At 43.8% G+C, this 25,736-nt stretch carries 27 protein-coding genes and 1 riboswitch; of the genes, 15 read left to right on the top strand and 12 right to left on the bottom strand.

Annotation, left to right across the window (positions count from 1 at the left end; translation table 11 throughout):
• Positions 1-7: 7 nt before the first annotated feature.
• Positions 8-1,492, top strand: coding sequence for an exopolyphosphatase (locus MHN30_RS17805; RefSeq protein ID WP_239360615.1), 1,485 nt, complete (start codon positions 8-10; stop codon positions 1,490-1,492).
• Between the two features lie 122 nt (positions 1,493-1,614).
• On the opposite strand, the gene MHN30_RS17800 is transcribed toward MHN30_RS17805, so the two are convergent.
• Positions 1,615-2,892: an HDOD domain-containing protein gene (locus MHN30_RS17800; RefSeq protein WP_045990389.1), complete on the bottom strand. Its 1,278-nt coding sequence runs from the start codon at positions 2,890-2,892 to the stop codon at positions 1,615-1,617.
• 209 nt (positions 2,893-3,101) lie between these two features.
• Between MHN30_RS17800 and MHN30_RS17795 the strand changes: the two genes are divergently transcribed.
• Both MHN30_RS17795 and MHN30_RS17790 read left to right on the top strand, forming a co-directional pair.
• The gene (locus MHN30_RS17795; RefSeq protein WP_069021848.1) at positions 3,102-3,839 is read left to right on the top strand and encodes a transporter substrate-binding domain-containing protein; all 738 of its coding nucleotides are present in this window, start codon (positions 3,102-3,104) and stop codon (positions 3,837-3,839) included.
• Between the two features lie 107 nt (positions 3,840-3,946).
• Positions 3,947-4,516, top strand: coding sequence for an alkylphosphonate utilization protein (locus tag MHN30_RS17790; RefSeq protein WP_010374208.1), 570 nt, complete (start codon positions 3,947-3,949; stop codon positions 4,514-4,516).
• Positions 4,517-4,536: 20 nt separating this feature from the next.
• On the opposite strand, the gene MHN30_RS23930 is transcribed toward MHN30_RS17790, so the two are convergent.
• Positions 4,537-4,728, bottom strand: a complete 192-nt coding sequence (locus tag MHN30_RS23930; protein WP_343224350.1) for a hypothetical protein — start codon at positions 4,726-4,728, stop codon at positions 4,537-4,539.
• Between the two features lie 137 nt (positions 4,729-4,865).
• Positions 4,866-5,708, bottom strand: a complete 843-nt coding sequence (gene rlmJ / locus MHN30_RS17785; protein WP_239360613.1) for a 23S rRNA (adenine(2030)-N(6))-methyltransferase RlmJ — start codon at positions 5,706-5,708, stop codon at positions 4,866-4,868.
• A gap of 234 nt (positions 5,709-5,942) precedes the next feature.
• Between rlmJ and MHN30_RS17780 the strand changes: the two genes are divergently transcribed.
• The 7 genes from MHN30_RS17780 (at position 5,943) to MHN30_RS17750 (ending at position 11,127) form a co-directional block, all read left to right on the top strand.
• Positions 5,943-6,170 (top strand): hypothetical protein, encoded by a 228-nt coding sequence (locus tag MHN30_RS17780; RefSeq protein ID WP_045964864.1) that lies wholly within the window; start codon positions 5,943-5,945, stop codon positions 6,168-6,170.
• On the top strand, positions 6,170-6,454 hold the full coding sequence (locus MHN30_RS17775) for a cell division protein ZapA (RefSeq protein ID WP_010607148.1): 285 nt from the start codon (positions 6,170-6,172) through the stop codon (positions 6,452-6,454). Before MHN30_RS17780 ends, MHN30_RS17775 begins: the two co-directional genes overlap by 1 nt.
• Positions 6,454-7,434, top strand: a complete 981-nt coding sequence (locus tag MHN30_RS17770) for a hypothetical protein (protein WP_239360611.1) — start codon at positions 6,454-6,456, stop codon at positions 7,432-7,434. Before MHN30_RS17775 ends, MHN30_RS17770 begins: the two co-directional genes overlap by 1 nt.
• A 108-nt stretch (positions 7,435-7,542) precedes the next feature.
• Positions 7,543-8,958 (top strand): LysM peptidoglycan-binding domain-containing protein, encoded by a 1,416-nt coding sequence (locus tag MHN30_RS17765; protein ID WP_239360648.1) that lies wholly within the window; start codon positions 7,543-7,545, stop codon positions 8,956-8,958.
• Between the two features lie 101 nt (positions 8,959-9,059).
• Positions 9,060-9,548 (top strand): peptidylprolyl isomerase, encoded by a 489-nt coding sequence (locus tag MHN30_RS17760; RefSeq protein WP_010607145.1) that lies wholly within the window; start codon positions 9,060-9,062, stop codon positions 9,546-9,548.
• A gap of 2 nt (positions 9,549-9,550) precedes the next feature.
• Positions 9,551-10,279, top strand: a complete 729-nt coding sequence (locus MHN30_RS17755) for an SDR family NAD(P)-dependent oxidoreductase (protein ID WP_130127108.1) — start codon at positions 9,551-9,553, stop codon at positions 10,277-10,279.
• A gap of 14 nt (positions 10,280-10,293) precedes the next feature.
• The gene (locus MHN30_RS17750) at positions 10,294-11,127 is read left to right on the top strand and encodes an amidohydrolase family protein (RefSeq protein WP_130127032.1); all 834 of its coding nucleotides are present in this window, start codon (positions 10,294-10,296) and stop codon (positions 11,125-11,127) included.
• Here the strand turns inward: MHN30_RS17750 and MHN30_RS17745 are convergent.
• The 5 genes from MHN30_RS17745 to MHN30_RS17725 all read right to left on the bottom strand — a co-directional run bounded on the left by MHN30_RS17745 (position 11,122) and on the right by MHN30_RS17725 (position 15,344).
• Positions 11,122-11,892: a YggN family protein gene (locus MHN30_RS17745; RefSeq protein ID WP_045990556.1), complete on the bottom strand. Its 771-nt coding sequence runs from the start codon at positions 11,890-11,892 to the stop codon at positions 11,122-11,124. The two genes, MHN30_RS17750 and MHN30_RS17745, sit on opposite strands and share 6 nt — an antisense overlap.
• A gap of 177 nt (positions 11,893-12,069) precedes the next feature.
• Positions 12,070-12,573 (bottom strand): DUF1566 domain-containing protein, encoded by a 504-nt coding sequence (locus MHN30_RS17740; protein WP_069021854.1) that lies wholly within the window; start codon positions 12,571-12,573, stop codon positions 12,070-12,072.
• A gap of 10 nt (positions 12,574-12,583) precedes the next feature.
• Positions 12,584-14,269 (bottom strand): DUF1566 domain-containing protein, encoded by a 1,686-nt coding sequence (locus MHN30_RS17735; protein ID WP_239360609.1) that lies wholly within the window; start codon positions 14,267-14,269, stop codon positions 12,584-12,586.
• Between the two features lie 15 nt (positions 14,270-14,284).
• A complete protein-coding gene (locus tag MHN30_RS17730) occupies positions 14,285-14,617 on the bottom strand; it encodes a hypothetical protein (RefSeq protein WP_010374229.1) in 333 nt (110 codons plus the stop codon).
• A 22-nt stretch (positions 14,618-14,639) separates the two neighbouring features.
• Positions 14,640-15,344 carry a DUF2982 domain-containing protein gene (locus MHN30_RS17725; protein WP_017218431.1) on the bottom strand — a complete coding sequence of 235 codons (705 nt, stop codon included), beginning with the start codon at positions 15,342-15,344 and terminating at the stop codon, positions 14,640-14,642.
• Positions 15,345-15,572: 228 nt separating this feature from the next.
• Here MHN30_RS17725 and MHN30_RS17720 point away from each other — a divergent pair, with 228 nt between their 5' ends.
• Genes MHN30_RS17720 through msrA form a run of 3 tightly spaced genes read left to right on the top strand, consistent with a single transcriptional unit; the run spans position 15,573 to position 20,263 of the window.
• Complete coding sequence (locus tag MHN30_RS17720) at positions 15,573-16,625, top strand: efflux RND transporter periplasmic adaptor subunit (protein WP_045990559.1); 1,053 nt, start codon at positions 15,573-15,575, stop codon at positions 16,623-16,625.
• 6 nt (positions 16,626-16,631) lie between these two features.
• The gene (locus MHN30_RS17715; RefSeq protein WP_017218429.1) at positions 16,632-19,730 is read left to right on the top strand and encodes an efflux RND transporter permease subunit; all 3,099 of its coding nucleotides are present in this window, start codon (positions 16,632-16,634) and stop codon (positions 19,728-19,730) included.
• Positions 19,727-20,263, top strand: coding sequence for a peptide-methionine (S)-S-oxide reductase MsrA (gene msrA, locus MHN30_RS17710; protein WP_175401293.1), 537 nt, complete (start codon positions 19,727-19,729; stop codon positions 20,261-20,263). The genes MHN30_RS17715 and msrA overlap by 4 nt, the downstream gene beginning before the upstream one ends.
• A gap of 69 nt (positions 20,264-20,332) precedes the next feature.
• On the opposite strand, the gene MHN30_RS17705 is transcribed toward msrA, so the two are convergent.
• From MHN30_RS17705 to MHN30_RS17695, 3 genes are all read right to left on the bottom strand, one after another.
• A complete protein-coding gene (locus tag MHN30_RS17705) occupies positions 20,333-21,310 on the bottom strand; it encodes a hypothetical protein (RefSeq protein WP_069021859.1) in 978 nt (325 codons plus the stop codon).
• 160 nt (positions 21,311-21,470) lie between these two features.
• Entirely contained in the window at positions 21,471-23,333 is a 1,863-nt protein-coding gene (locus tag MHN30_RS17700; protein ID WP_069022802.1) for a TonB-dependent receptor, read from the bottom strand.
• 34 nt (positions 23,334-23,367) lie between these two features.
• Positions 23,368-23,614: riboswitch (cobalamin riboswitch) on the bottom strand.
• A gap of 89 nt (positions 23,615-23,703) precedes the next feature.
• The gene (locus MHN30_RS17695; protein WP_010374237.1) at positions 23,704-24,186 is read right to left on the bottom strand and encodes a YajQ family cyclic di-GMP-binding protein; all 483 of its coding nucleotides are present in this window, start codon (positions 24,184-24,186) and stop codon (positions 23,704-23,706) included.
• Between the two features lie 152 nt (positions 24,187-24,338).
• On the opposite strand from MHN30_RS17695, the gene MHN30_RS17690 reads away from it, so the two are divergent.
• Together MHN30_RS17690 and MHN30_RS17685 are read left to right on the top strand one after the other, a co-directional pair.
• Entirely contained in the window at positions 24,339-24,689 is a 351-nt protein-coding gene (locus MHN30_RS17690) for a VanZ family protein (RefSeq protein WP_236596531.1), read from the top strand.
• Complete coding sequence (locus MHN30_RS17685; protein WP_239360607.1) at positions 24,682-25,584, top strand: 2-dehydropantoate 2-reductase; 903 nt, start codon at positions 24,682-24,684, stop codon at positions 25,582-25,584. Before MHN30_RS17690 ends, MHN30_RS17685 begins: the two co-directional genes overlap by 8 nt.
• On the opposite strand, the gene MHN30_RS17680 is transcribed toward MHN30_RS17685, so the two are convergent.
• On the bottom strand, positions 25,529-25,736 hold a 208-nt coding region (locus MHN30_RS17680; RefSeq protein ID WP_239360605.1), incomplete at its 5' end, for a hypothetical protein. The two genes, MHN30_RS17685 and MHN30_RS17680, sit on opposite strands and share 56 nt — an antisense overlap.

Raw genomic sequence — 25,736 nt, 5'->3', positions numbered from 1 at the left:
AGAATATATGCGCGACTACCCTTCTATTGCCGCAGTGGACTTAGGTTCAAACAGTTTTCACCTTGTTGTAGCAAGAGAAGTAGATGGTCGCCTTCAACTCCTCCATAAAGAAAAGCAACGTGTTTACTTGGCCGCGGGCCTTGATGATGATTTCAATTTAAGTGACAACGCGATCGCCCGAGCATTAGATACCCTCTCGCAATTTGCGACGACACTACATGATTTTCCGAAAGAGTCGGTGCAAGTAGTGGCAACCTATACACTGCGAAATTGCAAAAACCTTAATTATTTTCTCGCTAAGGCAAAACAAGTTTTTCCATATCCAATCAATGTGATTTCAGGCCAAGAAGAAGCTCGTCTTATTTACCAAGGGGTCGCCAACCATGAACATGATAGTCATAACCGTTTGGTTATCGACATCGGTGGAGGCAGCACAGAGTTGGTTATTGGTCAGCACCTTACACACAAGCTGTTAAGTAGTCGCAATGTGGGCTGCGTGACCATGCAAAAAGCCTACTTTGCTGATGGTAAGCTATCTGCAAAGCGATTCAAAAAAGCCGAAATAAAAGCAGAACAACAAATTGAGAGTATTACCGCGAGCTACTTAAGGCTCGGCTGGAATACCGTTATCGGTACTTCTGGTACTATTAAGGCGATTGCGGCTATGGCTCACGAACTCACTCAAGCCGATGAAATTACCCTGCCTATTTTGGAGCAAATTAAGCAATTATTTATTGATGCTGGACACATAGACAACGTCTCCTTAAAAGCACTACCTGAGGAGCGAAAAACTAGTATTGCTGGCGGCCTTGCTGTATTGATAGCACTGTTTAGACAATTAGGACTTGAGCGCATGCGTCTTAGTGAATATGCATTGCGAGAAGGCTTATTGTTTGAAATGCATCAAACCGATGAGTTTGATATTCGTACCCGCACAATTAACACGTTCAGCGATCACTATAATATTGATAAGCAACACGCCGACAATATTTGTGAAACCATCAAGCTTTTTACCACTCAACTAAAAGAGCAATGGCAACTATCCTCTTATGATGTCGAAATGTTATATTGGGCAGCAAAACTCCACGAAGTTGGGCTCGCCATTAACTCTTCCGGCATGCATAAACACGGTGCTTATATTGTCAGGCACAGTCAACTTCCAGGCTTTACTCAAGCCCAGCAATTAAGGCTAAGTGCACTTGTACGCTTCTATCGAAAAAAGATAAAAATGCCAGAGTTAACAGAGTTAATTGATGAAGAGCTAACCCACTTTAACCGTGTTTTGGCTGTGTTTCGTCTCAGCGTTTTAGTGAACCAAAAACGCCAACAAGACCAACTTCCCGAATTAAGTATTACAGCCGTTGATAACGCCTTGATACTTCACATTGCAACTGAGTGGCTCGAATCACACTCGCTATTTCAAGCAGATTTAGAGCAAGAACAAAACTATTTAAAAACCATAGGTATTCAATTTAACCTGAGCTTTGGGTAAGTAATACCAATAGTTGGCTATTGGACGGGAATTCAACGTCGTTAGCGCTTAAATGAGCTGTAAGAAACGCGCTAACTATCCGCAACTCCGATTACTTACCGTTTCATGTTGTCAGATGAGAACTACTGTTCATCACCTGCAACAATAGAGAGGATTTCATCGGCGTAGGCTCGACTAGAAAGCGCCATATCATAAAGATAATTGGTCGGTGTTGCCGGTCGAATGGCTTGTAAAATGAGCTCTGCTTCGCGCCAATCATTGCGCTCAATTTCAAATGCTAAACGTAGCGCTCCACCAAGCAATCCTTGATAACTTAGTAGCGCACTAGAGAGCGAATCATCGAGAGAAAATTCTGCTGCAATTACAGCAAGATCGACATCAAGGATCACGTCAAGGATAGACATGAGACCAAGCAAATAGCCAGTTTCTGCCATTTCTTCGCCTCCAGGCATCAAAAATGTTTCCACAAACTTGGCACGGGTTAACCCCATTCTCGTCAGCTCACTGGGTTTATCTGAACCCAATTCGCTCAATGCGAGTACTTTAACAAACTGCCTAATTGCGTCTTCACCTAAATACACAACGGCCTGAGAGATAGACTTAATTTCTAACCTGTCTTCACCAGCTTTCGCGTTCGCCAGTTTTAGCAATCGTGCGGTTAAACTAAGATCTTTGCTTACTCTAGTTTGTATTTCTTTGAAGCATAAAGACTTTCTGGCAGTGGCTTGTAGCAGCTGAAAGACCACCATTTTCGATGGTTCCACGTTGCCATGATTGAGCATTTCAGGTTTGGCGAAAAAGAAACCTTGGAAAAAATCAGCTCCAGAGGATTTGATGATCTCGAACTCTTCTTTTGTTTCAATACGCTCAACAATAACCTTAATATCTGGATACTGACGCTTGAGCTTTTTTACCGTCATATTGGTTTTTATAATTGGCTGCTCAACCTCAATTTTGACGAATTCCATGAGTGGTAACAACGGATCCCACTTTGACGTGCCGTCGTAGTCATCTAGCGCAAATCGATAGCCTCTCTCTGTTAACTTAGTCACTGTATTCACCAGTGAAGGAATATTTTTAGAGCGCTCAACGATTTCCACCACAATTTTCTGTGGCGCTAATAAGCTAGGTAATTCCTGCAGCAAGGATTCGTCGGATAGGTTGATAAAGGCAAGCTGCCCCGCAGCCAAACGGTCTACACCGATAAACATTAAGGAGTTAAAAAACATTCGCCCAGTCGCTTGCCCATCGCTCACCCCAACAGGGAAAGCATTGTTGTCTGAGTCTCTGTAAAGTAACTCATAGGCAAAGACTTCTTGATCTGGCCGTAAAATGGCCTGTCGTGCAATATACTGCACTGCTGATTTACGTACTTCAGTCACCGGACCACTCATTAACATTCGTATCCTTTATTAGGTAAAAGGAAACCACGTATCTCGGAGCGTATAATATGGTAACGCCCCGAGCAATAAAAAAGTTTCGCTATTTTACAACACTTATAACTAAAAGTTACCAACTTATTAAACTAAGCCCCTATAAAGAGTAAGCTTTTAATTCACAGAACGCCAGCGGCTTGCCTGTCTAAGAAAAGTTAAGCTAAGATGAGTGCATGAAGCAAGTTTTGATCGTCTGGTTATTCGCCTTTGCCGGTTTGACTAAGGCAGAACAAGTCCCCTACTTAAAGTACAGTTTAAGTGGCTCGGGAAGCTTTTACCCTTATTTTACTCACAGCGAAGATGCGCCCGGGATCCTGCCAGAAATGGTAGAAGCCATTTTGGTTAAGGCAAAAATCAGAGGCGAAAATCTGCTTCTCCCAGCGAAACGCACAAACTTTTATCTAGAAAAGCAGCACATTGATTTTGATATCATCAGTCCAGATTGGTTGAACGAACAGCAAAAGCAAGATGATAGATTTATCTACTCAGATCCTATCCTTCCTATTAAAGAGTACGTTGTTACTCGTCAGTCTCAACCACCGGTATTAACCCTATCTGGTATCGAAGTCGGTACAGTGAGAGGCTACTACTACCATGATGACCAACTATTCGAGCGGGTTGATTTCGCATCCGAAAAAGAGCTACTGCAAGCCCTAAACTTACGTCGGATTGAGCATATTATCATTGGTGATTTACCCGCATTATATTGGTCAGAACAACTTGGTATTGCATTTAGCTTCAACCAACTACATTCAGAAGGGATGTTGCAGCTACGCCTGTTAGCTAAGCATCAAGGATTACTTAAGCGGATAAATCAAGCTATCGCACAACTCAAACTCTCAGGTGAAATCGAAAAAATAGAACAGCAGTATATTTCCCAACTACCTATACACGCAAAAGGTGGCAGATAACCTCTGCTCTGGACATAGATCAAGTTATACGCATAAATTCTTCCCATAAATTGAGCATCAATTGACGCATTTGGTATAATGACGCTTTTACAGCTTGGGAAATCATTATGACTATCGCTGCCGCGCTTGCTGAGCGCAGTAACAATCAATGTGAGCTATGTACCTCAACAGATGGTCTCGAAGTATACGAAGTACCACCAGTCGCCGAGGCGCATTCTGACAAATGTGTTTATCTTTGTAGCCAGTGCAAACCACAGGTTGAAGGTCAACAGGATTTAGAAGCCAATCATTGGCACTGTTTAAACGATAGTATGTGGAGCCAAGTTCCTGCCGTGCAGGTTGTTGCCTACCGTATGCTTAAACGCCTCGCGCCAGATAATGGTTGGGCTCAAGATGCATTAGACATGCTGTATCTAGAAGATGAGACTCGAGCATGGGCAGATCAAGCACTTGCAGAGGATGACGACCTTGTTCACCTAGACAGTAACGGGGTGAAACTGAGCGCTGGTGACACAGTGACTTTGATTAAAGACCTGGATGTTAAAGGTAGTAGCCTAGTTGCAAAACGCGGCACTGCGGTACGTAACATTCGTCTTTCGCCTTCAAACCCAGAGCATATTGAAGGCCGTGTAGAAGGTCAAAACATCGTTATTTTAACGAAGTTTGTTAAGAAGTAACTAGCGCAAGCTAATACGCCCTAAGATAAACTGCTAAGTATCTTCAATACCTTATCGACTAGGGCCTGTTGATCTTTGCTGTTTGATTTTTGTTCTCCTGAGTGTGTTTTGGTCGCGACGCTCAACTTGCCACCTAGTAATCTAGGCAAAAGTTGAGCAACAATGAACAAAGCGCACTCAGGTGAACCCAAAGGGCAGCACTTGATTAGCATTTCTACTGTGTTCTCGCCTGACTCACATAGAATAACTATGCTACGCAGGCTCTGCCTTGTACAAATACCAATCAAACTGCTGCAAAAACAAACTTGAAAGGTAAACAGGCCCTAGGTAGCTTAGCAGTTTATTTTTACTATTCTTCTACTAATTGAATACTGCGATAAAACGCACCATCATCTTCTGCCAATAACGAAACCAGCTCAGGCAACACTTGATCCATGGTTTTCTTTAAGGTCCAAGGTGGATTGATCACCATCATACCAGAAGCCGTCATGCCTCGTTCTTGGGTATCTGCCCGGGTGGCAAGTTCAAACACTTGGATATTACGCACTCCAGATTCAATCAGGCTCGACTCCATTGCATCAATGCGTTCACGGTCAACAACGGGGTACCAGATCATATACACGCCGGAATCAAACTTCTTGTGCGCTTTTATAATGCTTTTAACCGCAACATCATAATCGGATTTGATTTCATATGGAGGATCCATCAGCACGCAGGCTCTGCGTGAAGCTGGAGGCACCAATCCTAACAGCCCTTTAAAACCATCACTCCCAGTGACGCGCAGTGATTTTTTATGTGCCGTATTTTGCTTTAACAGCTCAAGATCTTTTGGATGTAGCTCAAAAAACCAGCCGTTATCCTGACGACGTAAGAAGTGCTCCGCTACCTTAGGAGAGCCGGGATAATGGCTTAATTTATCGCCTTCGTTAAAAGACTTGATTAGTGCCACATAGTCGCTAATTGCCGACACGGATCCTGAATAGCTCCACAGCTTAGCGATGCCTTGAAGATACTCCTGAGTTTTTTGCGCATCACTGCTCGCCAGCTCAAAAAAACCAGCGCCAGAGTGCGTATCCACGTAATCGTATGGCTTATCTTTTTTAGCCATGTATGACAGAGCTTCTGCCAATACTAAATGTTTGATCACATCGGCAGGGTTTCCTGCATGAAAAGAATGTCGGTAACTGAGCATAACCCCGCCTTGATAAAAATAATAACAACACAGGTGAAATAAACCTGAGCTAAATTTAAGCAATGATTCATCAATTTTTAACTTTAGACTGAATCACTTCTGAACAAAATATTCCAATATCGGCATTATCTCTTAAAAGTTGAGAAAAATCAGCAGAAAGTCGCGTAAACACTAGCATCCTTAGCCGCTTTGTTTTACATTTGCATGACAAATCACAGTCACATGAGCGCATTAATGAATAACCAAGATCTCCAAAAACTCGACCAGTTGATTGACCAACTTTTGAGCCAAAATAACCAGTTAAAAACGGAAGTTTCGGCACTGAAAGAACAAAATCAAAAACTCATCGATGAAAATGAAACCCTACAGCTTGAAATGCTAGAAAGCGAAGAAAAGCAAAAAGAGTTTAGTTCATCTTTGTCTGGCCTACTTGATAAGTTGCAAACTCAACAGGCTAGCTAATGTCTGAGCAGAATAACCAAGTAACAGTGACGTTACTTGGCAAGTCACATCAATTTGCATGTGCGCCAGATCAAGAAGAAGCGCTGCATAACGCCGTAGCGCTTTTAGACCGACGTGTAGAAGAAATGCGTAAACGCTCAACCGTTCGCAATGATCACAATGCGTTATTACTCGCAGCCCTACACCTTTGTCATGATTTACAAGCATTGGAAGCAAAGCAACAGCAAGACGCAGAGTTCGTTTCCACGCTCATCGACAAGTTAGTGCTGCCAGCAGGCGAATAATGCCGACATACTGGAGCAACCCTATCTTACGTAGCATCTCTCTAATTTGGGCTATCATTCTATTGGCGGCGAGTTTTAAAAGTACCGCCGCCAATGCTAATCAGTTCCATAAAGTCAATGACGCGGTTTATTTTATCCAAGGAAAAGATAGCGCTTTACAGCCCAATCAAGCTTTAGTTATTGGCAAACAGTGTGCACTGTTGGCATCCATACATGGCGATCTTGTCACCACAGAAGCCTTGATCCACGAATTAGAAAAGCGCCTCACCGTTCCGCTTTGTTACGCAATCTCTTTGCATGCCGATATCAAACAAGACACCAGCATAGTGCTACTCAAGCATGCTTATCCAAATTTACAATGGCTAAGTCCAACGGCAACATCAGCCAACGCATTGACGAGGGCCTTTCACGCACAGCTTGAGCTTTTTAACCAAAGCGTCATGCTTAGTGAAAATCGTATCGCGTCTCTAGAACCGAGTGAACGGCCGAAATGGCAAGCCAAACTTGCACTAGCAAAAAGTAGAATTGCAACGTGGTCCAAGCTCGCCACACAAGCGCCATCGAGTAAAGCCATTGGTAACGCGCCTAAAACTGTGGAGCTAGGAGGTGTAGTGGTTGAGCTTGCTCAAGTCACGGGCTTTAGCGGTCATGACATCAGTGTTTATCTGCCAAAATATCAAGGCTTGATAGCAGGTTATAGCGTGGATCAGATCCCACTTGCGCATTTACCGCATACTACACAGTGGCAACAAGCGATTATTCACTTTAATCGCTATGCACTCGATTGGATATTACCAGCAACAGGAAAACCCTACCGTCCTGAAATGCTGACCACTCCAGCACAATTTTTGGCTTTATTAGCGTTACAAGATACTCAGCAAGTGGTTGAAAAGATAAGTATTTTATATCCAGATAAACACATGCAGCAACGCGCGTTATTGCAGTGGCAGCACTTTCAGCAGCAAAGAAATTTTGAATAAAACTTAACCTCTCGGTATAGTTAAAGGATGAACAGAGTATTAATACAGCTGAGTGGGTTAATATTATTAACCATGCTCTCTGGGTGTAAAAGCAGTAGCAGTCCACAGGTGAGCAGGCAAGCCATTTTGTCGGCTCTCACTCAATTGCCCGTAGAAAAGCCAGTCACGTCTCCTGCTATCGTTGAGGTAGAACCACCCAAAATCACTACCGTTAAAGCTCCCCTCAGAGACGATGATTTATGGCAACACATACGCCAAAAGCTCAGTTTTAATACTGCATCTCACCCAAGGCTTGATAAGCGCATAAAATGGTATTTATCACAGCCTAATTATCTCAATGTGGTAAATAAGCGCGCCGCCCCCTACTTTTATCACGTAGTAAAAAAGGTAGAGCGCAAAGGTCTCCCTATTGAAATCGCATTACTCCCTTTTGTCGAAAGTGACTTTAGACCAAAGGCCAAATCGCAACAAAATGCTGTTGGAGTTTGGCAACTAGTGGATGCCACTGCCTACCATTTCGGCATCAAGAAAGACGAATGGTATGACGGTCGACAGGATGTGTTAGCATCGACTGACGCCGCGCTTGATTATTTGCTGTATTTGCATGAACGCTTTGATGGCGACTGGCTACACGCGCTTGCAGCCTACAATAGTGGTGAAGGGCGCGTCAAAAAGGCCATCGCAAAAAATAGAAAAGCAGGAAAGTCGACCCACTTTTGGCACTTAACATTACCAAAAGAAACCGCAGACTACGTGCCCAAACTCTTAGCGCTCAGCCACTTACTAAAAACCTCACCCAAGGGTTTTAAGATACCAAGTTTGCCCAACAAGGCCACTACGTCGATACTTGATATTGGACAGCAATTTGACGTCAATCAACTGGCTAAACTCAGCGGTATCAAAAAGCGTCAACTATATGCACTCAATCAAGGGATCTTAAAACATAGAAGCTCTCCAAACGGTCCGCACAAAGTGTTATTACCATTATCCGAGCAAGCATTGTTGAAAAGTGCATTTTTCAGGGAAAACTTCAGCCAAGGCTACACTGTCAAAGCCAACGACACACTCTACCGCATCGCATTAAATGCGGGGATGAGCGTAAATGCACTAAAAGCGCTAAACAATAAGCGCTCTGATTTGATCCGAGTTGGCGAAAAGCTATTAGTTTCCGAGAGTAATGAGCAGTTAGACTTACTCATCGACTATGACGTAAGCCCTTATATTAAAGAAATAAAAGCCAAGCCCATACCGCAAGTGGAACATCACCACACCATAAAACAAGGCGAGTCATTGTGGACTATCAGCCGTCACTACAAGGTCGCGGTAAAAGATTTATTAAATTGGAATTCACTCACGGCACAGAGTCTATTAAAACCTGGCAAAGTGTTAATGGTGTTTTTACCAGCTCCTGCTGCACCAAAAAGCAATAAGACTCAACCAGCTAGCTCCTCAATCTCTAGCATTGAAGCGCTCCAATCAATACTGCGCCATGGCAAGCCAAAGCAAAGTGAGAGCCCAAATTAAAGGGATAGACTTGCGTCCAAGAAGCGCACTCACGTAAACTACACGCTTTACAGGTGGATGCTAAATGGCGTCACCGAACACTATTTATTTAAGGTTTACTTATGCAAATTGCAAAGAACACAGTGGTAGAGTTTCACTACACACTTCACGAAGGTGACAGCCAAATCGAATCAAGCAAAGAAGGCGAGCCACTAAACTACCTGCACGGTACTGAAGGCATGCTACCTGGTCTTGAAAGTGAACTTGAAGGTAAAACCGGTGGCGATAGCTTTACGGTAACCTTAACGCCAGAGCAAGCTTATGGCGAATATCAAGAAGGTCTAGTACAGCGCATTCCTATTAAACACCTTCAAGGTCTTGGTGACAGCAAAGTTTGGAAGCCAGGCATGACTGCTATTGTCGATTCAAACCAAGGTCGTCATCAGGTTAAGGTAGTAAAAGTAGGACGCTTCAATGCGGATTGCGACTTAAACCACCCATTCGCAGGCAAAACACTAACGTTTGATGTTGAGATCCTTTCTGTACGCGAAGCAACTGCAGAAGAAATTTCACATGGTCACGTACACGCTGCTGGCGGCTGCGGACACTAATGATGAACCAAGTTGCCATCGTTACCGGTGGCAGCTTTGGCATTGGCGCCGCCATTGTCAACAAGCTGCTATCGCAACAATATACCGTTTATAACCTCGATATTCAGCCCAGTGAACAAGGGATTTTTCGCCATTGTGACGTCAGTAAAGTCGCCGATGTAAAAGCAGCAATTGCAGATATAGTCGCAGAAACAGGGAAAATAGATGCGCTCGTTTCAAACGCGGGGAAACATCTGAGTGCTACAATCGAAGATACCGACGAAGCCACATTTGATGCCCTTTTTGCATTAAATGTGAAAGGCGCTTACGCTGCCATTCAAGCCGTATTACCAAGCATGAAATCACAAGGTAGCGGTAGCATCGTATTGATGTCTTCGGATCAGGCAGTTATTGGTAAACCTAACTCTTTCGCTTACAACCTTTCTAAATGTGCGCTTGCTTCGATGGCGAAAACCACAGCATTGGATTACGCCAAATTTAACATTCGCGCGAATGCAGTGTGCCCTGGCACAATTGAAACTCCGTTATTCCATCATGCCATTGATAGTTACTGTGCGCGCAGCGGCGCTGATAAAGCAGAAATCGTTGCAGAAGAAGCCCAGTTGCAACCATTGGGTAGATTAGGGCAACCGCAAGAGGTTGCTGCGCTGGTCGCTTTCTTGCTAAGTGAGGATGCGAGTTTTATCACAGGTAGCCTACAAAACATTGATGGCGGTTATACCGCACAGTAAAAAAGGAATGCGTGATGAGTCTGAGAATTATTGATAGCCACCTACACTTTTTCGATTTAGCGTTAGGACAATATTCTTGGCTCAAGCACAACCCGCCGGCTTGGCCTAATCTGGAAAAAATAAGGCAGAACCATACCCTTACAAGTCTCCCCCACCATGCACAGTTTACACTCGAAGCCTTAGTGCATGTGGAAGCCGGTTTTGATAATCACAATCCCATCAACGAATTACATTGGTTAACTCAGGAACTTGGCAGCTTTCCTTTTAAAGCCGTCGGTTACGCCCCTATTAACGCGACTCCTGAGCAATTTAGCGCAGCTATAGCACAGTTAGCACATCCTCATCTCGTGGCGATAAGAGACATCACCGAAGGCTGTGACAGCCAACGTTTATCTGCGCCTTTCGTGCTCGAAAATCTCACCTGTCTTGCCGAGCATGGACTACATTTTGAGGCGCAATTAGAATTTAAACAAAGCGAAAAAGTCGACCTTTTATTACAACTTGCAGAACAAAAAGCTGACCTTAAAATCGTATTTAACCATGCTGGTTTTATTGACGCTAACAGTCCTTGTACAGATATATTAAGGCGCATTGGAGCGCTTAATAATGTCATGATCAAGTGCTCTGGCCACGAAATGTTAGCAAACCCACTCACACTCTCTGAGTGGCTTACTCACTTAATCACACATGCGGGAGAAGAGAGCCTAATGCTAGGTTCGAATTATCCGGTTTCTCTTATGCAAAAAAGCTATTGGCAAATATGGCAGGATTATTTAGACGTGATAGGCATATCGTCAACTTGGCATAAACTCAGCCGAGACAATGCCAAAAGTTGCTATGGATTATGAGCGGATCTGGACGAGATCGTAAGCAACTAGCTCAGGTACTATGCGCTGTAGTTTTTCTTCCGTTTGATCTAAGGTGTTTAAGCACTCGCAATATTCTGCCGCTTTTTCTTCTAATTGATGGGCCTTTTTCTGCAGCGATTTATCTATCTCTTTCGAAATAATCTCCATGCGTTGTCCCATATCGTTAATGCGATCTTCGATATTCCCTTCGCGAGATTTAAACGCATCCCCCAAAGAGACTAAAATAGAGCCCAACGAACCATGAACAGCAGAGTGAATTTTTTGACTGATCTCTTTAGTAAAGAAATCATCAATTTTAGAAAGTGACTGTGGTGCGATAAAAAAGAAATCATCTCCACGCTTAAACTTATCCATCAGCGCACGTTCAACGTATTGCAACTGCGTTTTGAGCACTTCAGGTTCTTTGTCGGACATCCCCTCAACTACTTGCTCAATCGCACTCAATCCGAGGTTGACGCCATCGGTCGCCAGATTAACCAGCTCAGGAACTGTATCCCGTATTCCTAGAGAGTACTCGCGCACAACTTTCTCCCCTTCCTGATCTAACTCAATCCAGCGGCCTAGAATAAAAAGCTGACTATCATTGTTGATTTGAATTCGGGTCTGACCATCATCAACGATACGAATTTCGTTGTCAGTGATGATAAGACCATGCCCAAGTTCAACATCGCACTTATTGTTAGCATGAGCAGAAGACGTCAATACGGCACAAGATAAGGCTATCGCGCTGAGTAATCGATTCATATGGCCTCCTGTGTGCAGAATGTAAGACGGGAAAGGGGTGCTTCAGGAGAGTACCAAAAGATCAAACAATCCCAAAGCCATTTTAGACGGATGAAAGTAACAAGCTGTGTCTGACTGGCAATATTAGAGATCCATACCCGTTAGCATCAAGGGCAATATCAATACCACTAATAAAGGCTATTGATAGTATCTTACTAACCTGACAAAGGCATCCGCAGTTTTAATGGTTGGATTATTTTTACCATCAGCAAACTGATACACCCAAGCAAACTGAGGTTGGTTCGTTTGGGTCGTTGCCGACCAATAATTATTACTTTTGGTCGTTGGAAATACCGTTATGTTTATTGCTGGAGTCACACACTCGTGATACACAATACTGGCCAGTTCTTTAACGTTAGGCACTTGCCAGTCTGTAAACCCTGCAAATTGGTCTTCGTTGGCAACCACCAATGCCTGCTGCCAAGTAAGTTGCTGAGCATTGTCTTCACAGCTTTGAGCAGTTGCGTTGTAACTTTGCCCAAAGTTGCAGCGCTGCCACATCAATCCCGTTTGGCTATCGAGCACAGTACCGTTACTGTTTATCGTATAGCGGCTGGTATTGGAGCCGGTACCAACGCAAGTTTGCGCTTGGCAAACAGCCGTAAATGACAAAGTAAATAGTATAGTTGCAATAATTTTCATACCACGCTCCCTAAGGGTTCCTTACCAACCTAACAAATGCGCTGCTAGACTTTTCTACTGCAAAATCATTGCCCGTATCCATATCGATAACATAAGCTCTTCTCAGCGTGCCACCGGTACCATCTAAACTCGACTGCAAGGTCCAGTAATAGCGATGGCCAAGCGTGGTTGTGCTAGGTAAGTTAGGGAAAAGTGCTTCATCTATCACCGCGGTACTTGCACTGCCGTAATCTAGTAGTCCAAGTAGTTCCATATAAGTTGGTAAGCGCCAATTGTTACCACCACAGTAACTTTGCTCTCCAACGGCAGGATTATTCACTTCATCAATCAAAGCTTGAATACCACAATGACTATCCTGCGGGCAGGTTGTATTTGCGGCGGCCTGAACACTCCCCTCGGCAATTGCTCCGTCTACCTCAACATACCAGGTATAACTATTTTGTGCGTTGCGAGAAGAAGTATTTGGTAATGTACCCGAACTTGCTTCTTTCACTTCCCAAATAAGTCCTGTGACGTTATCACGAACGCAAGCAAAGTCGGTAGCGTCATCAGGCAATTCATCCGCAAAGCGATTTAGTTTGGTAAAGTCAAAACCTGCTCGACCACTGCCTTCTTTCGCCACCTGAGTGGCAAAATTATCACGCCCACGCTGCGCATCTTGAGCCGTAAACTGCGTCATACTACAAGTGATCGCATCCGTATTGTTATAACACGCGGTTTGACCACTATCGTTTAGTTTACCTAATGGCTTTTTCTCGATATCAATGCGCACGGTGTCGGTAGCAGAGCGGTTTTGCGAATCAGTAACGGTCAGCTCAAATTCCACTTGCGACAAAATATTTTGATCTGGTGCGTTAAAAGTTGTTGAACACCCGGTAACAGAACTTAATGCTACTTGAGTGCCAGGCGTCACTTGCCGCCATACACACTGTTTCTGACCAGATACAGTATCACTGTTTGAACCATCAAGCGTAACCTCATCAAACTCTTGCACTTGCTGGTCGCTCCCAGCATCTGCCACTACTACATCCGAATTCGCAAGTAGCCCGAGGGTAAACTGAGTACTGGCTTGTCCGCCTTCATCATCGGTAACCGTCAACTGCCAGATTGACGCCTGAGAGCTCGCCAATAATGGATGGACAAAAGATAAAGTAGCTGTATTCAAGCCCGTTGGCTGTATTGTTGTGGGACCACTTACTTGCTGCCACTGATAAGCAACCACTTGGCCATTTTCATCTGGATCGGAGGAGCCTGCGCCACTGAGGACAATAGTATCTTTATATTTGGCTGGTAATGTTTCCGGTGCTGTTTGGCTGATACTTGGTATAGGTAATTGATTGTTAGATTTGATAGCAACCGTCACTTGGTCGCTTGCAAGACTGCCATCAGGCGCAACATAATCAACCTGAATAAGTAAATTAACATCGGCTTTGATATCCGGCGCAACAAAAGCGGCTTGTTGCTCCGTGATTGGAAATTCACTGACGTTTGCACCAGAGATTACTTGCCAGTTAAAAGTACCACCTGCAGGTGATGCTTGTGCATTCAAGGTGACTTCTGTTTTTTCAGTTACTTGGACATCAGCACCCGCGTTAACCGATGCGCTGACTTGACTCGGTTCATCACTCCCAGAGCCTCCGCCACAACCCGTTAATATTAGCGCAAGTACAACCCAACTTCCCTTGAATGCATTCATATTATTCCTTATGAATTATAGATAACTCTCTTGATGTATTCGCACGAACAACTTAGTGCCAATTTTACTGTAATCTATTTTATATTCTCGGCCGTCTAAAGCCTGAATAAACAACAACCGCTTTACTTCACCAAATACATCAATACTCGAAACGTGGACGACCTCTAAATAACGCTCTTTAGCTTCTCTTCGATTTCTAGGTAAGTCTTCCTTAAAAGGCACTAAACCATTTGCAGTCACCTTGATTTTTGGGTGTGCTTCACCATTTACAATCACAAGATCTAACTTCTTCTCTTTGTGAATAATGGTATTACGCCCACTTTTAATATAGGCCGTTTCTAAGCTCATATTGGTGTATCCTGTTACATCTTCAGTAGGTGGTTTGTTCTTCTAACAATGCTTTTACCACCTCTTTAGGGTTAAGTTTCCAGCGGTTTAACATGACTGAAAATTGCCAAATATCCCTGTCTAAGGCAGTCGCGGGGATCAATAAATCATATCCCGTCACTGTCTTTAAATTATCCATCCGGTTTGCAAACATTGCCATTAAACCAGTATATTCTTTTCCCGCCTTGGAGCGAAAAACGGTTTCTTCTATCAACCATTCAGATGGGCAGTTGCCATTTTCGCAATGCATTTTAACAGCTTGTAAAAAAATATGCCGCTGTTCGATCAATAATTTACCCGCAAGTCGAGGTGTTAAATTTAATAAAAACGCATCAATATCATTAAGTTTAATACCAACTGCATTTAACTCAAGTGTTTCAACACCTTGTTGAACTTTGGGAATGCCGCTGGAGTGGAAGTTTACAATGGATAGCGGCCAAGCTCCATATTTATGCACATACCTAAACTCTTGTTCTGTAAAGTATAAACTAAAATATGGTTGCTGACTTTTAAGAAAGCCAACAAAAATAGCCACTAACATGGCGCTGGCAAGAAATATTTCTACAATAGTAATAGCTGTACCACGCAAGTTGACAAAAAGCATGATAACAACCAATCCAATTGCACCAACCAGCATAAATTCAACGCCATTGCGATCAGCGGTTGCACGTAGTTTTGCTTCAAGCATGGGTATACCAGACATAAAAGATATACATGATGATCGCCCATGCGACTAATTTACGTATTGTGATGCATCGTTTACATGAATGACTGTGTTTCATAATATTTAATTTAGGTACAAACACTTAAATTGAATTACATTTTCGTTTAATGCACAAATTTACAGGATATGCCGTAGACTTTGTTAGCCTTTAATTTTGTAAACTAGAGACAAATTATAATCTGGGTCACTTTTATGCGTCATCAATCAGGAAAAGCACTGTTTCCTTTTATCATTGTAGTGCTAGTCGTTATCAGCGGCTATTTATATTTACCAGCCTCGGAAGGCAAGATGAGTGGCAACTCGGCACCCGTAACCTCCGTTCAAGCTCATACTGTAGCCAAAGAAGAACGTATTATTGCTGTTCACTCTATTGGTTCCGCTAGAGCAAATCAAGCAATCAACGTGAGTAGCGCCCAAAGCGACTACGTGGCAGCCCTATATTTCGATGACGGAGACGTAGTAAAACAAGGCGATAAGCTAGTCCAGTTGCGTGATGCCGAAGAGAAACTCGATATCGAAGCGCTGAAAGTGACGCTAAAAGAAGAAATTAGACAACTAAACCGCCTTAAAGACCTAGCAAAAACTCAATCGGCGGCTCGCTCTCAACTAGAAGCACAATCAGCAAAGGTAGACACCTTAACGGCACAATTGGAAGCCACTAAAACAAAACTCGCCGAGATGACCATTTATGCGCCATTCGATGGATTACTGGGTACTCGAAATGTCTCCATTGGTAGCTTCGTAAACAACAATACAGTGATCACCACACTCGATGACATTAGCATCATTAAAGTGGATTTTCAGGTACCAGAAAAATACCTAGCGCAACTACAGCTTGGTATGCAAGTGAATGCACAAAGCGAAGCTTACCCAGAGCAACTATTTACCGGTAAGGTCTCCCATATTGACCCGCGTATTAATGAACAAACGCGCTCGGTACGAGTGACAGCGAGCTTCACCAATCTAGACCATAAACTTCGCCCAGGTATGCTACTACATATGGGACTTGAACTAGCTCGATTACAAGCCCTTGTGGTGCCAGAAAAAAGCATCATTCCAAGACAAGACAAACATTTTGTATTTGTCATTGACGACCAAGGTAAAGCGCAACAACGCGAAGTACACCTGCAAACTCGCTTTAGCGGCTGGGTTGCTATCGATGAAGGGCTTACAGAAGGGCAACAAGTGATCACGGAAGGCACCTTGAAGATCCGCTCAGGCTCAAAAGTCGAAGTAAAGGGGTAAGGCGACGTGAGAATCACTGATACGGCGGTAAAGCGCCCGATCTTCGCGATCGTCATTAACTTACTGCTGCTGACCTTTGGCTTAGTGGCATTTACTATGTTACCGCTGCGCGAATACCCTGATATTGAAACTCCAATAGTCAGTGTAAGCACTAACTACACAGGCGCATCAGCGGAAGTAGTAGAAACCAAGATCACCCAAGTACTAGAAAACCGGATTTCGGGGATCGAAGGGATCAAAAGCATAAATTCTAGTAGCCGCAACGGTAGCTCCAATATCACTATCGAATTTAATATCGATCGTGATATCGACGCTGCTGCAAATGATGTACGTGAGCGCGTTTCTCGTGCGCTGGATAGACTACCAGAACAAGTTAGGCCGCCTGAAGTATCGAAATCAAACAGCGATGAAAGCCCTATCGCTTGGTTTGTACTCAATAGCGAAACCATGGATACCTTGCAGCTTTCAGACTACGCCCAACGCTTTATCGTTGACCGTCTGGCGGTTGTTGATGGCGTATCGAATGTACGCATTGGCGGTGAGCGTCAATACGCCATGAAAATTTGGCTAGACCGAAAGGCGATGGCCGCTCGTGGAGTCACAAGCAGTGATATTGAACAAGTGCTACGCAGAGAAAACGTAGAATTACCCGCTGGCGAAATTGAATCCGTTGACCGTGATTTTTCTGTTCGTATTGCCAGAAGCTATAAGACTCAAGAAGACTTTGACAACCTAGTAATTAAGCGCGGTGAACAAGGCTATTTGGTGCGACTTGGTGAAGTCGCGCAGGTGGTACTTGAAGCCGCTGACGACGAAAGTACCTTCCGTGGTAATGGTAAAAATATGATTGGCCTTGGTGTTGTTAAGCAAGCCAAAGCCAATACGCTAGAAGTGGTCGACAACGCTCGTAAAGAGCTTGAAAAAATAAAGCGCAACCTGCCTCAAGGCACCACCATAGAAGACAGCTACGATTCTTCTATTTTTATCCGTGAGTCCATTGCTGAAGTATACAGCACACTTGCGATTGCCATGGCGTTGGTAGTACTCGTTATCTACATCTTCCTTGGCAATATCCGCGCTACGCTGATCCCTGCTGTTACCGTGCCGGTAGCCTTAGTTGCAACCTTTATGTTCTTACTGGCCATGGGGTATTCTATCAACTTGCTGACGCTGCTTGCACTTGTGCTTGCCATCGGCCTGGTGGTCGATGACGCCATTGTAATGCTAGAAAATATCTACCGCCGCATCGAGCTTGGCGAACCCAAGTTACTGGCAGCCTACCGTGGCGCGCGAGAAGTAGGCTTTGCCATCATTGCGACAACGCTGGTTTTGGTTGCCGTGTTTATTCCCTTAGTCTTTATGGATGGTCGTATTGGCGCCCTATTTACCGAGTTTGCCTTTGCAGTAAGTGCTGCGGTGCTGTTTTCCAGTATTACCGCGTTGACCTTGTCTCCTGCCCTTTGCTCCAAAGTATTAAAGCCCAGCAATAAAGAAAACCGCTTTAGTCAGTGGATGGACCGTCAATTTGGACGACTAGAACAAGGGTATCGCCGAGTTTTACAAGACAACTTATCGCGCAAATATAGCCTGATTGTGATGTTGGCACTGGCGGGTTTTACCAGCTATAGCCTGTTTAAACAGATCCCGTCTGAACTGACACCAAAAGAAGACCGCGGTACTTTCTTCGTTATGATGAATGGCCCAGAAGGGGCAAGCTACGAAAACAACTCGCAAAATATGGCAAAAATTGAAGAGCGCCTACTACCTTATGTAGACTCAGAGGAACTTAGCCGCGTGCTTATTCGGGTGCCTGGTTGGGGTGGTCAAGGCGGTGTTGCTATTATCGGCATGCCAGACTGGGATGAGCGAAAACGCTCTACTTGGGAAGTCATGGATGAGATCAGCGGTAAAATGCAAGACGTTACAGATATTCGCGCCTTTGCTATTATGCGCCGTGGTATTGGCGGCGGCGGTAACTCACGTCCCATTGAGTTTGTACTGCAAGGTAACGACTACGATGAGTTAGCTGCATGGCGCGATCGCATTCTAGAACGCGCACGAGAAAATAAAGGACTGGTTCGTCTCGATCACGATTACAAAGAAACCTTCCCACAGTTTTTGATAAGCATTGATAAAACCAAAGCCGCAGATTTAGGCGTGTCGGTAAGTGCCATCGGCCAAACGCTAGAAACCATGCTGGGACAACGTCGTGTTACCACCTTTATTGACCGCGGTGAAGAATACGATGTGATCTTAAAAGGCACCAAAGCCGACTTCTCTGCCCCAGATAATATTTCTGATATTTATGTGAAATCTCGTAGCGATGAGCTCGTGCCATTAGACAGTTTGATCACCATAAAAGAAGAAGCCACAGCTTCTCGATTAAACCGCTACAACCGTATGCGCGCAATCACTATCACGGCAAACCTCGCTGGCGACTATACACTGGAGCAAGCGCTCGACTTTTTAAATAAAGTTGCCGCCGAAGAGAATGATATCGACGGCGCCATCGACTACAAAGGCGAGTCACAGCTGTTTTATGAAGGTGCATCAGCGATGACCTATGTGTTTATTCTGGCGCTCACCGTTACGTTCTTGGTATTAGCCGCACAGTTTGAAAGCTTTGTCCATCCACTGGTTATCATGCTCACCGTACCGCTGGGTTTAGTTGGTGCAATGTATGGATTGTTTATCACCGACAGCACGCTCAACATTTATAGCCAAATTGGTATTGTCATGTTGATTGGCCTTAGCGCCAAAAACGGTATCTTAATCGTGGAATTTGCTAACCAATTGCGTGACAAAGGCATTGCCTTCGAACAAGCCATTGTTGATGCTGCAGCGCAGCGATTACGACCTATTATTATGACCTCGCTAACGACCGTAATGAGCTCCATCCCTCTTGTGTTTGCAACAGGTCCTGGGTTCGAAAGCCGCATGGTGATCGGTGTCGTGATTTTTGCCGGTGTCAGTGTTGCCACCATTTTAACCTTGTTTGTTATCCCAACCGCCTATACTTTACTAGCTAAGAAGACGCAATCTCCAGAAGAGACGACAAAACGTCTTGAGGAGCAGTCGAAACAACATCCTGAGCAGGAGGTATAATGGCAAATTTACAAACCGCAACTTTTGGTGGTGGTTGTTTTTGGTGTATTGATGCGGCATTTCGCCGCGTCAATGGCGTTGAGTCAGTGCAGTCAGGTTACACAGGTGGCCACACAGATAATCCCACCTATCAAATGATATGTCGGGGAGACAGTGGCCATGCTGAGGTAGTCCAACTGCAATTTGATGCCGATATTGTCAGCTTTGATACTTTGCTTACTATGTTTTTTACTCTGCATGACCCAACGCAGTTGAACCGCCAAGGTAACGACATTGGTACTCAGTACCGCAGTGTGGTGTTTTATCATGACCAGCAGCAACAGCAACAAACTCAAGATTGTATTGCGCAGCTTCAAAGCCAGTTAAGTGAAAAAATAGTGACTGAAGTTAGCCCAGCGCCTGAATTTTATCCTGCTGAGCACTATCACCAAGATTATTACACTGAAAACCCAAACCAAGGCTATTGCAGTGTGATGATTGCCCCTAAAATTGCAAAGTTTGAAAGCCATTTTGCGACAAATTTAAAGCACTAAACTTGTGTGCCGAACGCAATAGATTGCGTTCGGCTTATGGCTTACGGCTTACGGCTTACGGCTTACGGCTTACGGCAACATAGGTATAGCAAATACATAAAAACTAGTGCGGCCATCTTTAATCCGCAAATGCCCACGCATTACTTCCATTTCTAAATTCGCAGTATCACCAGGTCTTAAGGTATCTAAGCCTTTAAGCGGAACAACACCTGAATTGATTAACTGGGCGTTGTGTTTAATGACCTGCGGAATATCTTCGCTCATATCCACACCCAAGAATTCAAACACATCAATCACAATACGGCTAAATTCTGTATAAAGCTTGTCAAAAATCCCTGGAGTCAAAGTATCTATCAAATCGAGGATCCACGGCAACTCTACTTTTGTCGTCACCACAGGCTTAAAGCTAGAAATTAAAGGATCTAACTCAAGCTGCTGGGTACGTACATCATACTTACCTTTGATGGTGACATTTTCGTTGTTAATATAGACATGGATATAAATATTCATCCCAAGCTGCTTCTTACGAAACTTAGCGTAAGACTTCAAATCGAAGCCATCGATCAACACCGGTACTTTATTTTGTGCATCGACTCTACCTGCGATTTTCATATGCATAGTGCCGTAGAGACTAGTCGTGTGGCTTACTTTATTTGAGCTAGATTGTGCGGCAATATTATTGACGATATCGGTCGTCAACTCTTTGTAGTTATGTTCCACATTCGAAAATTGCTGATGAATGATATCTGAAACCTGCGTATACATTTCCTTTGGACCTTGGCTAGATGTTGTCCTGCCAGTAGACCAACACTCTCCACCGGTATAAATCACAGGCACAGATATAGGCGTTAGGTGATCGTTGCCAGGATGACGATAGTACATCATGCTGCGGATCCGACTACAGGTTTGCGATGGCGCGTTAAACCAAGCGAAATCGCCCGTCATTGATTGTGTTGAAAATTGAGGTTCAAGCTGGCTTTCAGGCTGTGAGGCTTGTGCTGATGTGACAATCCCAAGCGTGAGTAACCCAAATAATAGTGACTTCATGTTCTTTTCCTTAAGGTAGTAATAATACAAATCAAAGCTATTATCAACCACATGTAAGGCAGAACACCAGTTACAAATGTAATGCAACTAGATGATAAATAAGAAAAGTGATCCATTACTCATGATGGATCACTCTGGGTATTGAAAAGCAGTTAACGCATTAGAAGCTGTAGCTCACACCAACGTAGGCTTGTCTACCTAGTGGCTTATAGCCCAGTAAAGAGCCATCTTTTGCTTCGCCCGCTGTGGCATTGAAATAACGCTTATCGGTTAAGTTTTCAATTCGGCCATTTAACTTGAATCCGTCGAAAAACGTATAGTTAGCAGCTAAGTTAAACAGCGTATATGACGGTAAAGTCACTGTATATGCACCTTCAGCTCCCCATACTTTATCGTCGCGATTACCTCTATGGACTAAGGTCAGTGTTGCGTCAACATTTTCCCACTCTTTACTGACTGAATAAGTTAAGGTACGTCTCGCTCTGCGCTGTAATTGCTTATCGGTATCAGCGTCTTTAGCACTCACATAGCTCGCATTTACTGTATGCTCGATACCAAAGTTGTCTTCAATTTCAACAGAAAGATCAGCACCTTCAAAGTCAGCGCGCTGAACATTGTAAGGGACGTATTTCCATTTATCATTTTGCTGATAAACGATTTTATCGGTAATACGGTTATCGTATACCGCAGCTTCCACACGGAAGTTCTCGCCGCTCCATGTGACAATAATTTCGTTATTAGTGGCTTCTTCAGGCTTAATATTCGGGTTAGGCAGATAGTAAGGACTATCAATCACAAACGCCTGTGATAAAGAAGGTGCTCTAAAGGCAGTACCATGATTCAACTTAACACTGAGGCCATCCATGAGTTGCTTACCTACAGCAACCGTGTAGGTGTTTGCACGACCATGAAAATCATAATCATCCGTTCTCAGTACAACCTCTGCCAGCCAATTTTCATCGTTGTAAAACCCACCTAGTGCTAAAGATAAGTTATCACGCTCAGGCTCTGAAAAAGAGGCGGTAGAATCACCAACATCTTCATTTAGAAAGGTAAAGTTACCCGTGAAGATCAAAGCTTCAGTTAAACTATATTGCGACTGATATTCAAATTGGCTGCGTTTGGTGACATAAGCGTTATCGTCAGCACTATTACCGATTTGAACGTTTTGTTCCTTACCTAAGCTGTATGACGCACTTTGGCTAAACTTGTCAGTACGTCTTTTCCACGCCAACTTATTGGTGTAGTTATGGAAACGGTAAGCATCACTACCAAAAGAGTCATACTCCCCCTCTCCTTCACTGTACTGTGAACGTAAGCTAAAAATGCCACTTTCTTCATCACCATACTGCACATTTAAACCGGCATTACCGTTATAATATCCATCACGGTCATGGTTTTTTGTGATTGCAGCTTCAGGGTCTTTCTCTATCACATCATAGCCATCGGTATGAGTGTAACCCGCATTAGCTGCAATACTAAACTTATCTTTTTTGTAATTTACCGTTGCTTCGGTCTTGGAGTAATTGTTACTCCCAGTCGTAAGCGCGATAGTATTGTTATTCCCTTCGCGACTAATAATATTAATCACGCCAGCAATGGCATCTGAACCATAAATCGCAGCTTTGGCACCACGAATGATCTCAATCCTTTCGATGCTATTAAGTGGTAAATTAGTGAGCGAATTGTCACCGGAGTTTGCATCCGTCACTCGAACCCCATCAATTAACACTAGCGTATGCTTAGCATCATTACCGCGTAGGAATAAACTCACGCTTTGGCCGAAGCCACCGTTTCTAACCGCTTGAATACCTGCGACATTATCGAGTAGCGATACGACATCTTGAACATTGCTTTTTTCAATTTCAGCACGACCTATAACCGTAATGGCAGACAGTGTGCTTTCTAGAGATTGTTCAAATTTATTGGCAGTAACAGTGATATGTTCAACATTTTGATCAGCAAACGCTGAAAAAGAGAGCGCCGTCGCTATCGCCGCGCTTAGAGCAGTTTTATTTAACATGGTTTCCCCTAACTTGTACCCACCGTACAAGAACACAAAGTGACTGTTTCAAGGCCGGTCTCCGGGCTCAGTAAACCTGCAGATTAGCAGTTCACTCTACCGTTGCGGGGGCAGCGCTGGCATAGAACCGATCCAAGCTAATCACGTGCAATAAACTGTCTTATTCAATTTATTGTTGATTAACGCAATTAGATGTTCCCTTGTGTTCGCACCAGTTTCCCGATTATCTATACACTTAGCAACCACACTAGGTTGTGTACAGCACCTTGAAAATGCGAGGCTATTGTCTTGGGTTTCGGAATGATTGTCAATGGACGTCTAGAAATCCAAAAGTGCAATCTATGCACTTTTGGAATGAAGTAAAGCGTAATTAGTCGCGGAAGTTTTTGAATTGAAATGGTTGGCCAAGCTCACCGGTACGAACCAGTTGCATCGTTTCTTGCAAATCGTCACGCTTTTTACCCGTTACACGCACCGTATCGCCTTGAATTGATGCTTGAACTTTCACTTTTGAGTCTTTGATGAGCTTAACCAGTTTTTTCGCCATCTCTTTGTCGATGCCTTGCTTTAACGCCACCTTACGCGATACGTATTTGCCAGAGCGCTCAATGTCTTTTAACTCGAAGCTTGCCACATCTAGGCCACGCTTTGCCGCTTTACCCACTAGCATATCGAACAATTGCATAACTTGCTGTTCTGCTTCCGCTTTGAGGTTAATCATTTCACCGCTTAGCTCGATTGACGCATCTACGCCACGAAAATCAAAACGTGTATCAAGCTCACGAACCGCGTTGTCTACGGTATTTTTTGCTTCTGTCATATCAATTTCAGATACAATATCAAATGAAGGCATGCTTCTCTCCTAAAGTCATTTTGGCTCGATTATAGCAGTTTATGCCTAATTTGAGTTACTTTAAGTTTTTAAACAGCGTATTAGGATGTTCACCCAATGGACAGTTTTCGATGGTATACTGCTCGCTTAGTCATACAGAAGTAGGATGTATTGTGACACGGCGCGTTTATAAAGCTCTTTTGATTATCTCTTTAATTATATGTACGGTGCTATTCGCAAAGGAAATTAGCTTGTCTCCAAAGCTGTTCCCAAATATCGATAAAGTGGCACATTTTGGTGTGTTTTTTGTGCTTGCGTTTATCTCTCACCATGCTTTTAAAGTAAAGGTATGGACACACATAGTGCTACTGTCCTTGTACGGTGCAGGAATTGAGTGGATGCAGCATTCATTACCATATCGCCAAGCATCTACCGCTGACTTTTTGGCTGATTTAGCCGGTGCGGTCAGTTATTTTGTTCTATTTTATATTTGGGCAAGTTGGCGCAACAGAAAACATGGCTAACATACATATTTTAGGTGAAGGGGCGATAGGATTACTGCTCGCCCAGCACCTTAGTCAATCTCATCAAATTACGCTGATCACTCGAAATAAACGCGCGGCGACTTATCGCTATCAAACAGCAAGTATTCAACAAACCATCCCATGCAGCACCAAAACACTTGCAGAACTCCCTGCCAACAGTATAGATACGCTAATCATTCCCGTTAAAGCATATCAGGTCATCGAAGCACTCCAAGCGCTCCGCCCTGTACTTTCAAAAAATGGCACGCTAATCCTTAGTCATAATGGCATGGTAGATTGGTCTGGTGAGTTAGCAGCGCTTGAAAAAACACAATCCGCCTACTTCTTAAGCACATCCATTGCTGGCTATAAAGTCGCAGACACTGTGCACCATACAGGACAAGGTGCAACTTGGTTTGGGCCGTTAAATTCACCAGCAGAATGCCACTACCAGCGCGTATTCTCGCAACTGTTTAGCACATTTGAAAATGCCCAAACCACGTTTGATATCATGCCAACGCTTTGGAAAAAGCTGGCGGTTAATATTGCCATTAACCCGTTAAGTGCATTGGAACAAGTCGAAAATGGTCAGTTAAGACAGCCCAAATACGCAGCCCAAATCCTTAATTTAATGAATGAAGTACAGCTTGTGGCCGCAAGTACAGGCGTAACCTTAGCGCTTAGCGAGCTAGTCACGCTTGCTTACAATGTAATGGCGCAAACCGCAAACAATCGCTCTTCAATGAATCAAGATCTCGCGAATAACAGGCGCACAGAAATTGACGCTATGTGCGGCTATATTTGCGAGCTAGCAGCAAAACAAAATATTGATGTACCGTTTAATCAACAGTTACTTGAGGAAGTGAATAAGCGCTGGCAGCTAGCGCGACAATAGGCTTAACTTCTCGGCGGGTAAACCGCCTTATATGGACTCCTCCAATTGTACAAGCCATTTTTAGCATTATTGGTGTGATTGCGTGCTTATATCCGGGCTCTTGATGAGGTGCTACCTCGGCCTCTTTGATGTATTCGCGCCCTTGTGCCTTC

The sequence above is a fragment of the Pseudoalteromonas sp. OF7H-1 genome (assembly GCF_022347825.1).
GTDB classification, from domain to species: Bacteria; Pseudomonadota; Gammaproteobacteria; order Enterobacterales; family Alteromonadaceae; genus Pseudoalteromonas; species Pseudoalteromonas maricaloris.
Note: the sequence above shows the minus strand (reverse complement) of the source record. Positions and strands in the feature narration are given on the sequence as shown.

What these genes read in the sequence shown, in the direction of transcription:
- MHN30_RS17695 (WP_010374237.1), bottom strand. Translation starts at nt 24,186, where the DNA reads ATGCCTTCATTTGATATTGTATCTGAAATTGATATGACAGAAGCAAAA.
- MHN30_RS17750 (WP_130127032.1), top strand. Translation starts at nt 10,294, where the DNA reads ATGAGTCTGAGAATTATTGATAGCCACCTACACTTTTTCGATTTAGCG.
- MHN30_RS17795 (WP_069021848.1), top strand. Translation starts at nt 3,102, where the DNA reads ATGAAGCAAGTTTTGATCGTCTGGTTATTCGCCTTTGCCGGTTTGACT.
- MHN30_RS17775 (WP_010607148.1), top strand. Translation starts at nt 6,170, where the DNA reads ATGTCTGAGCAGAATAACCAAGTAACAGTGACGTTACTTGGCAAGTCA.
- MHN30_RS17755 (WP_130127108.1), top strand. Translation starts at nt 9,551, where the DNA reads ATGAACCAAGTTGCCATCGTTACCGGTGGCAGCTTTGGCATTGGCGCC.
- MHN30_RS17745 (WP_045990556.1), bottom strand. Translation starts at nt 11,892, where the DNA reads ATGAATCGATTACTCAGCGCGATAGCCTTATCTTGTGCCGTATTGACG.
- MHN30_RS23930 (WP_343224350.1), bottom strand. Translation starts at nt 4,728, where the DNA reads ATGCTAATCAAGTGCTGCCCTTTGGGTTCACCTGAGTGCGCTTTGTTC.
- MHN30_RS17800 (WP_045990389.1), bottom strand. Translation starts at nt 2,892, where the DNA reads ATGTTAATGAGTGGTCCGGTGACTGAAGTACGTAAATCAGCAGTGCAG.
- rlmJ (WP_239360613.1), bottom strand. Translation starts at nt 5,708, where the DNA reads ATGCTCAGTTACCGACATTCTTTTCATGCAGGAAACCCTGCCGATGTG.
- MHN30_RS17705 (WP_069021859.1), bottom strand. Translation starts at nt 21,310, where the DNA reads ATGAAGTCACTATTATTTGGGTTACTCACGCTTGGGATTGTCACATCA.
- MHN30_RS17760 (WP_010607145.1), top strand. Translation starts at nt 9,060, where the DNA reads ATGCAAATTGCAAAGAACACAGTGGTAGAGTTTCACTACACACTTCAC.
- MHN30_RS17735 (WP_239360609.1), bottom strand. Translation starts at nt 14,269, where the DNA reads ATGAATGCATTCAAGGGAAGTTGGGTTGTACTTGCGCTAATATTAACG.
- MHN30_RS17725 (WP_017218431.1), bottom strand. Translation starts at nt 15,344, where the DNA reads ATGCTTGAAGCAAAACTACGTGCAACCGCTGATCGCAATGGCGTTGAA.
- MHN30_RS17790 (WP_010374208.1), top strand. Translation starts at nt 3,947, where the DNA reads ATGACTATCGCTGCCGCGCTTGCTGAGCGCAGTAACAATCAATGTGAG.
- MHN30_RS17805 (WP_239360615.1), top strand. Translation starts at nt 8, where the DNA reads ATGCGCGACTACCCTTCTATTGCCGCAGTGGACTTAGGTTCAAACAGT.
- MHN30_RS17780 (WP_045964864.1), top strand. Translation starts at nt 5,943, where the DNA reads ATGAATAACCAAGATCTCCAAAAACTCGACCAGTTGATTGACCAACTT.
- MHN30_RS17740 (WP_069021854.1), bottom strand. Translation starts at nt 12,573, where the DNA reads ATGAAAATTATTGCAACTATACTATTTACTTTGTCATTTACGGCTGTT.
- MHN30_RS17770 (WP_239360611.1), top strand. Translation starts at nt 6,454, where the DNA reads ATGCCGACATACTGGAGCAACCCTATCTTACGTAGCATCTCTCTAATT.
- MHN30_RS17700 (WP_069022802.1), bottom strand. Translation starts at nt 23,333, where the DNA reads ATGTTAAATAAAACTGCTCTAAGCGCGGCGATAGCGACGGCGCTCTCT.
- MHN30_RS17720 (WP_045990559.1), top strand. Translation starts at nt 15,573, where the DNA reads ATGCGTCATCAATCAGGAAAAGCACTGTTTCCTTTTATCATTGTAGTG.
- MHN30_RS17730 (WP_010374229.1), bottom strand. Translation starts at nt 14,617, where the DNA reads ATGAGCTTAGAAACGGCCTATATTAAAAGTGGGCGTAATACCATTATT.
- MHN30_RS17685 (WP_239360607.1), top strand. Translation starts at nt 24,682, where the DNA reads ATGGCTAACATACATATTTTAGGTGAAGGGGCGATAGGATTACTGCTC.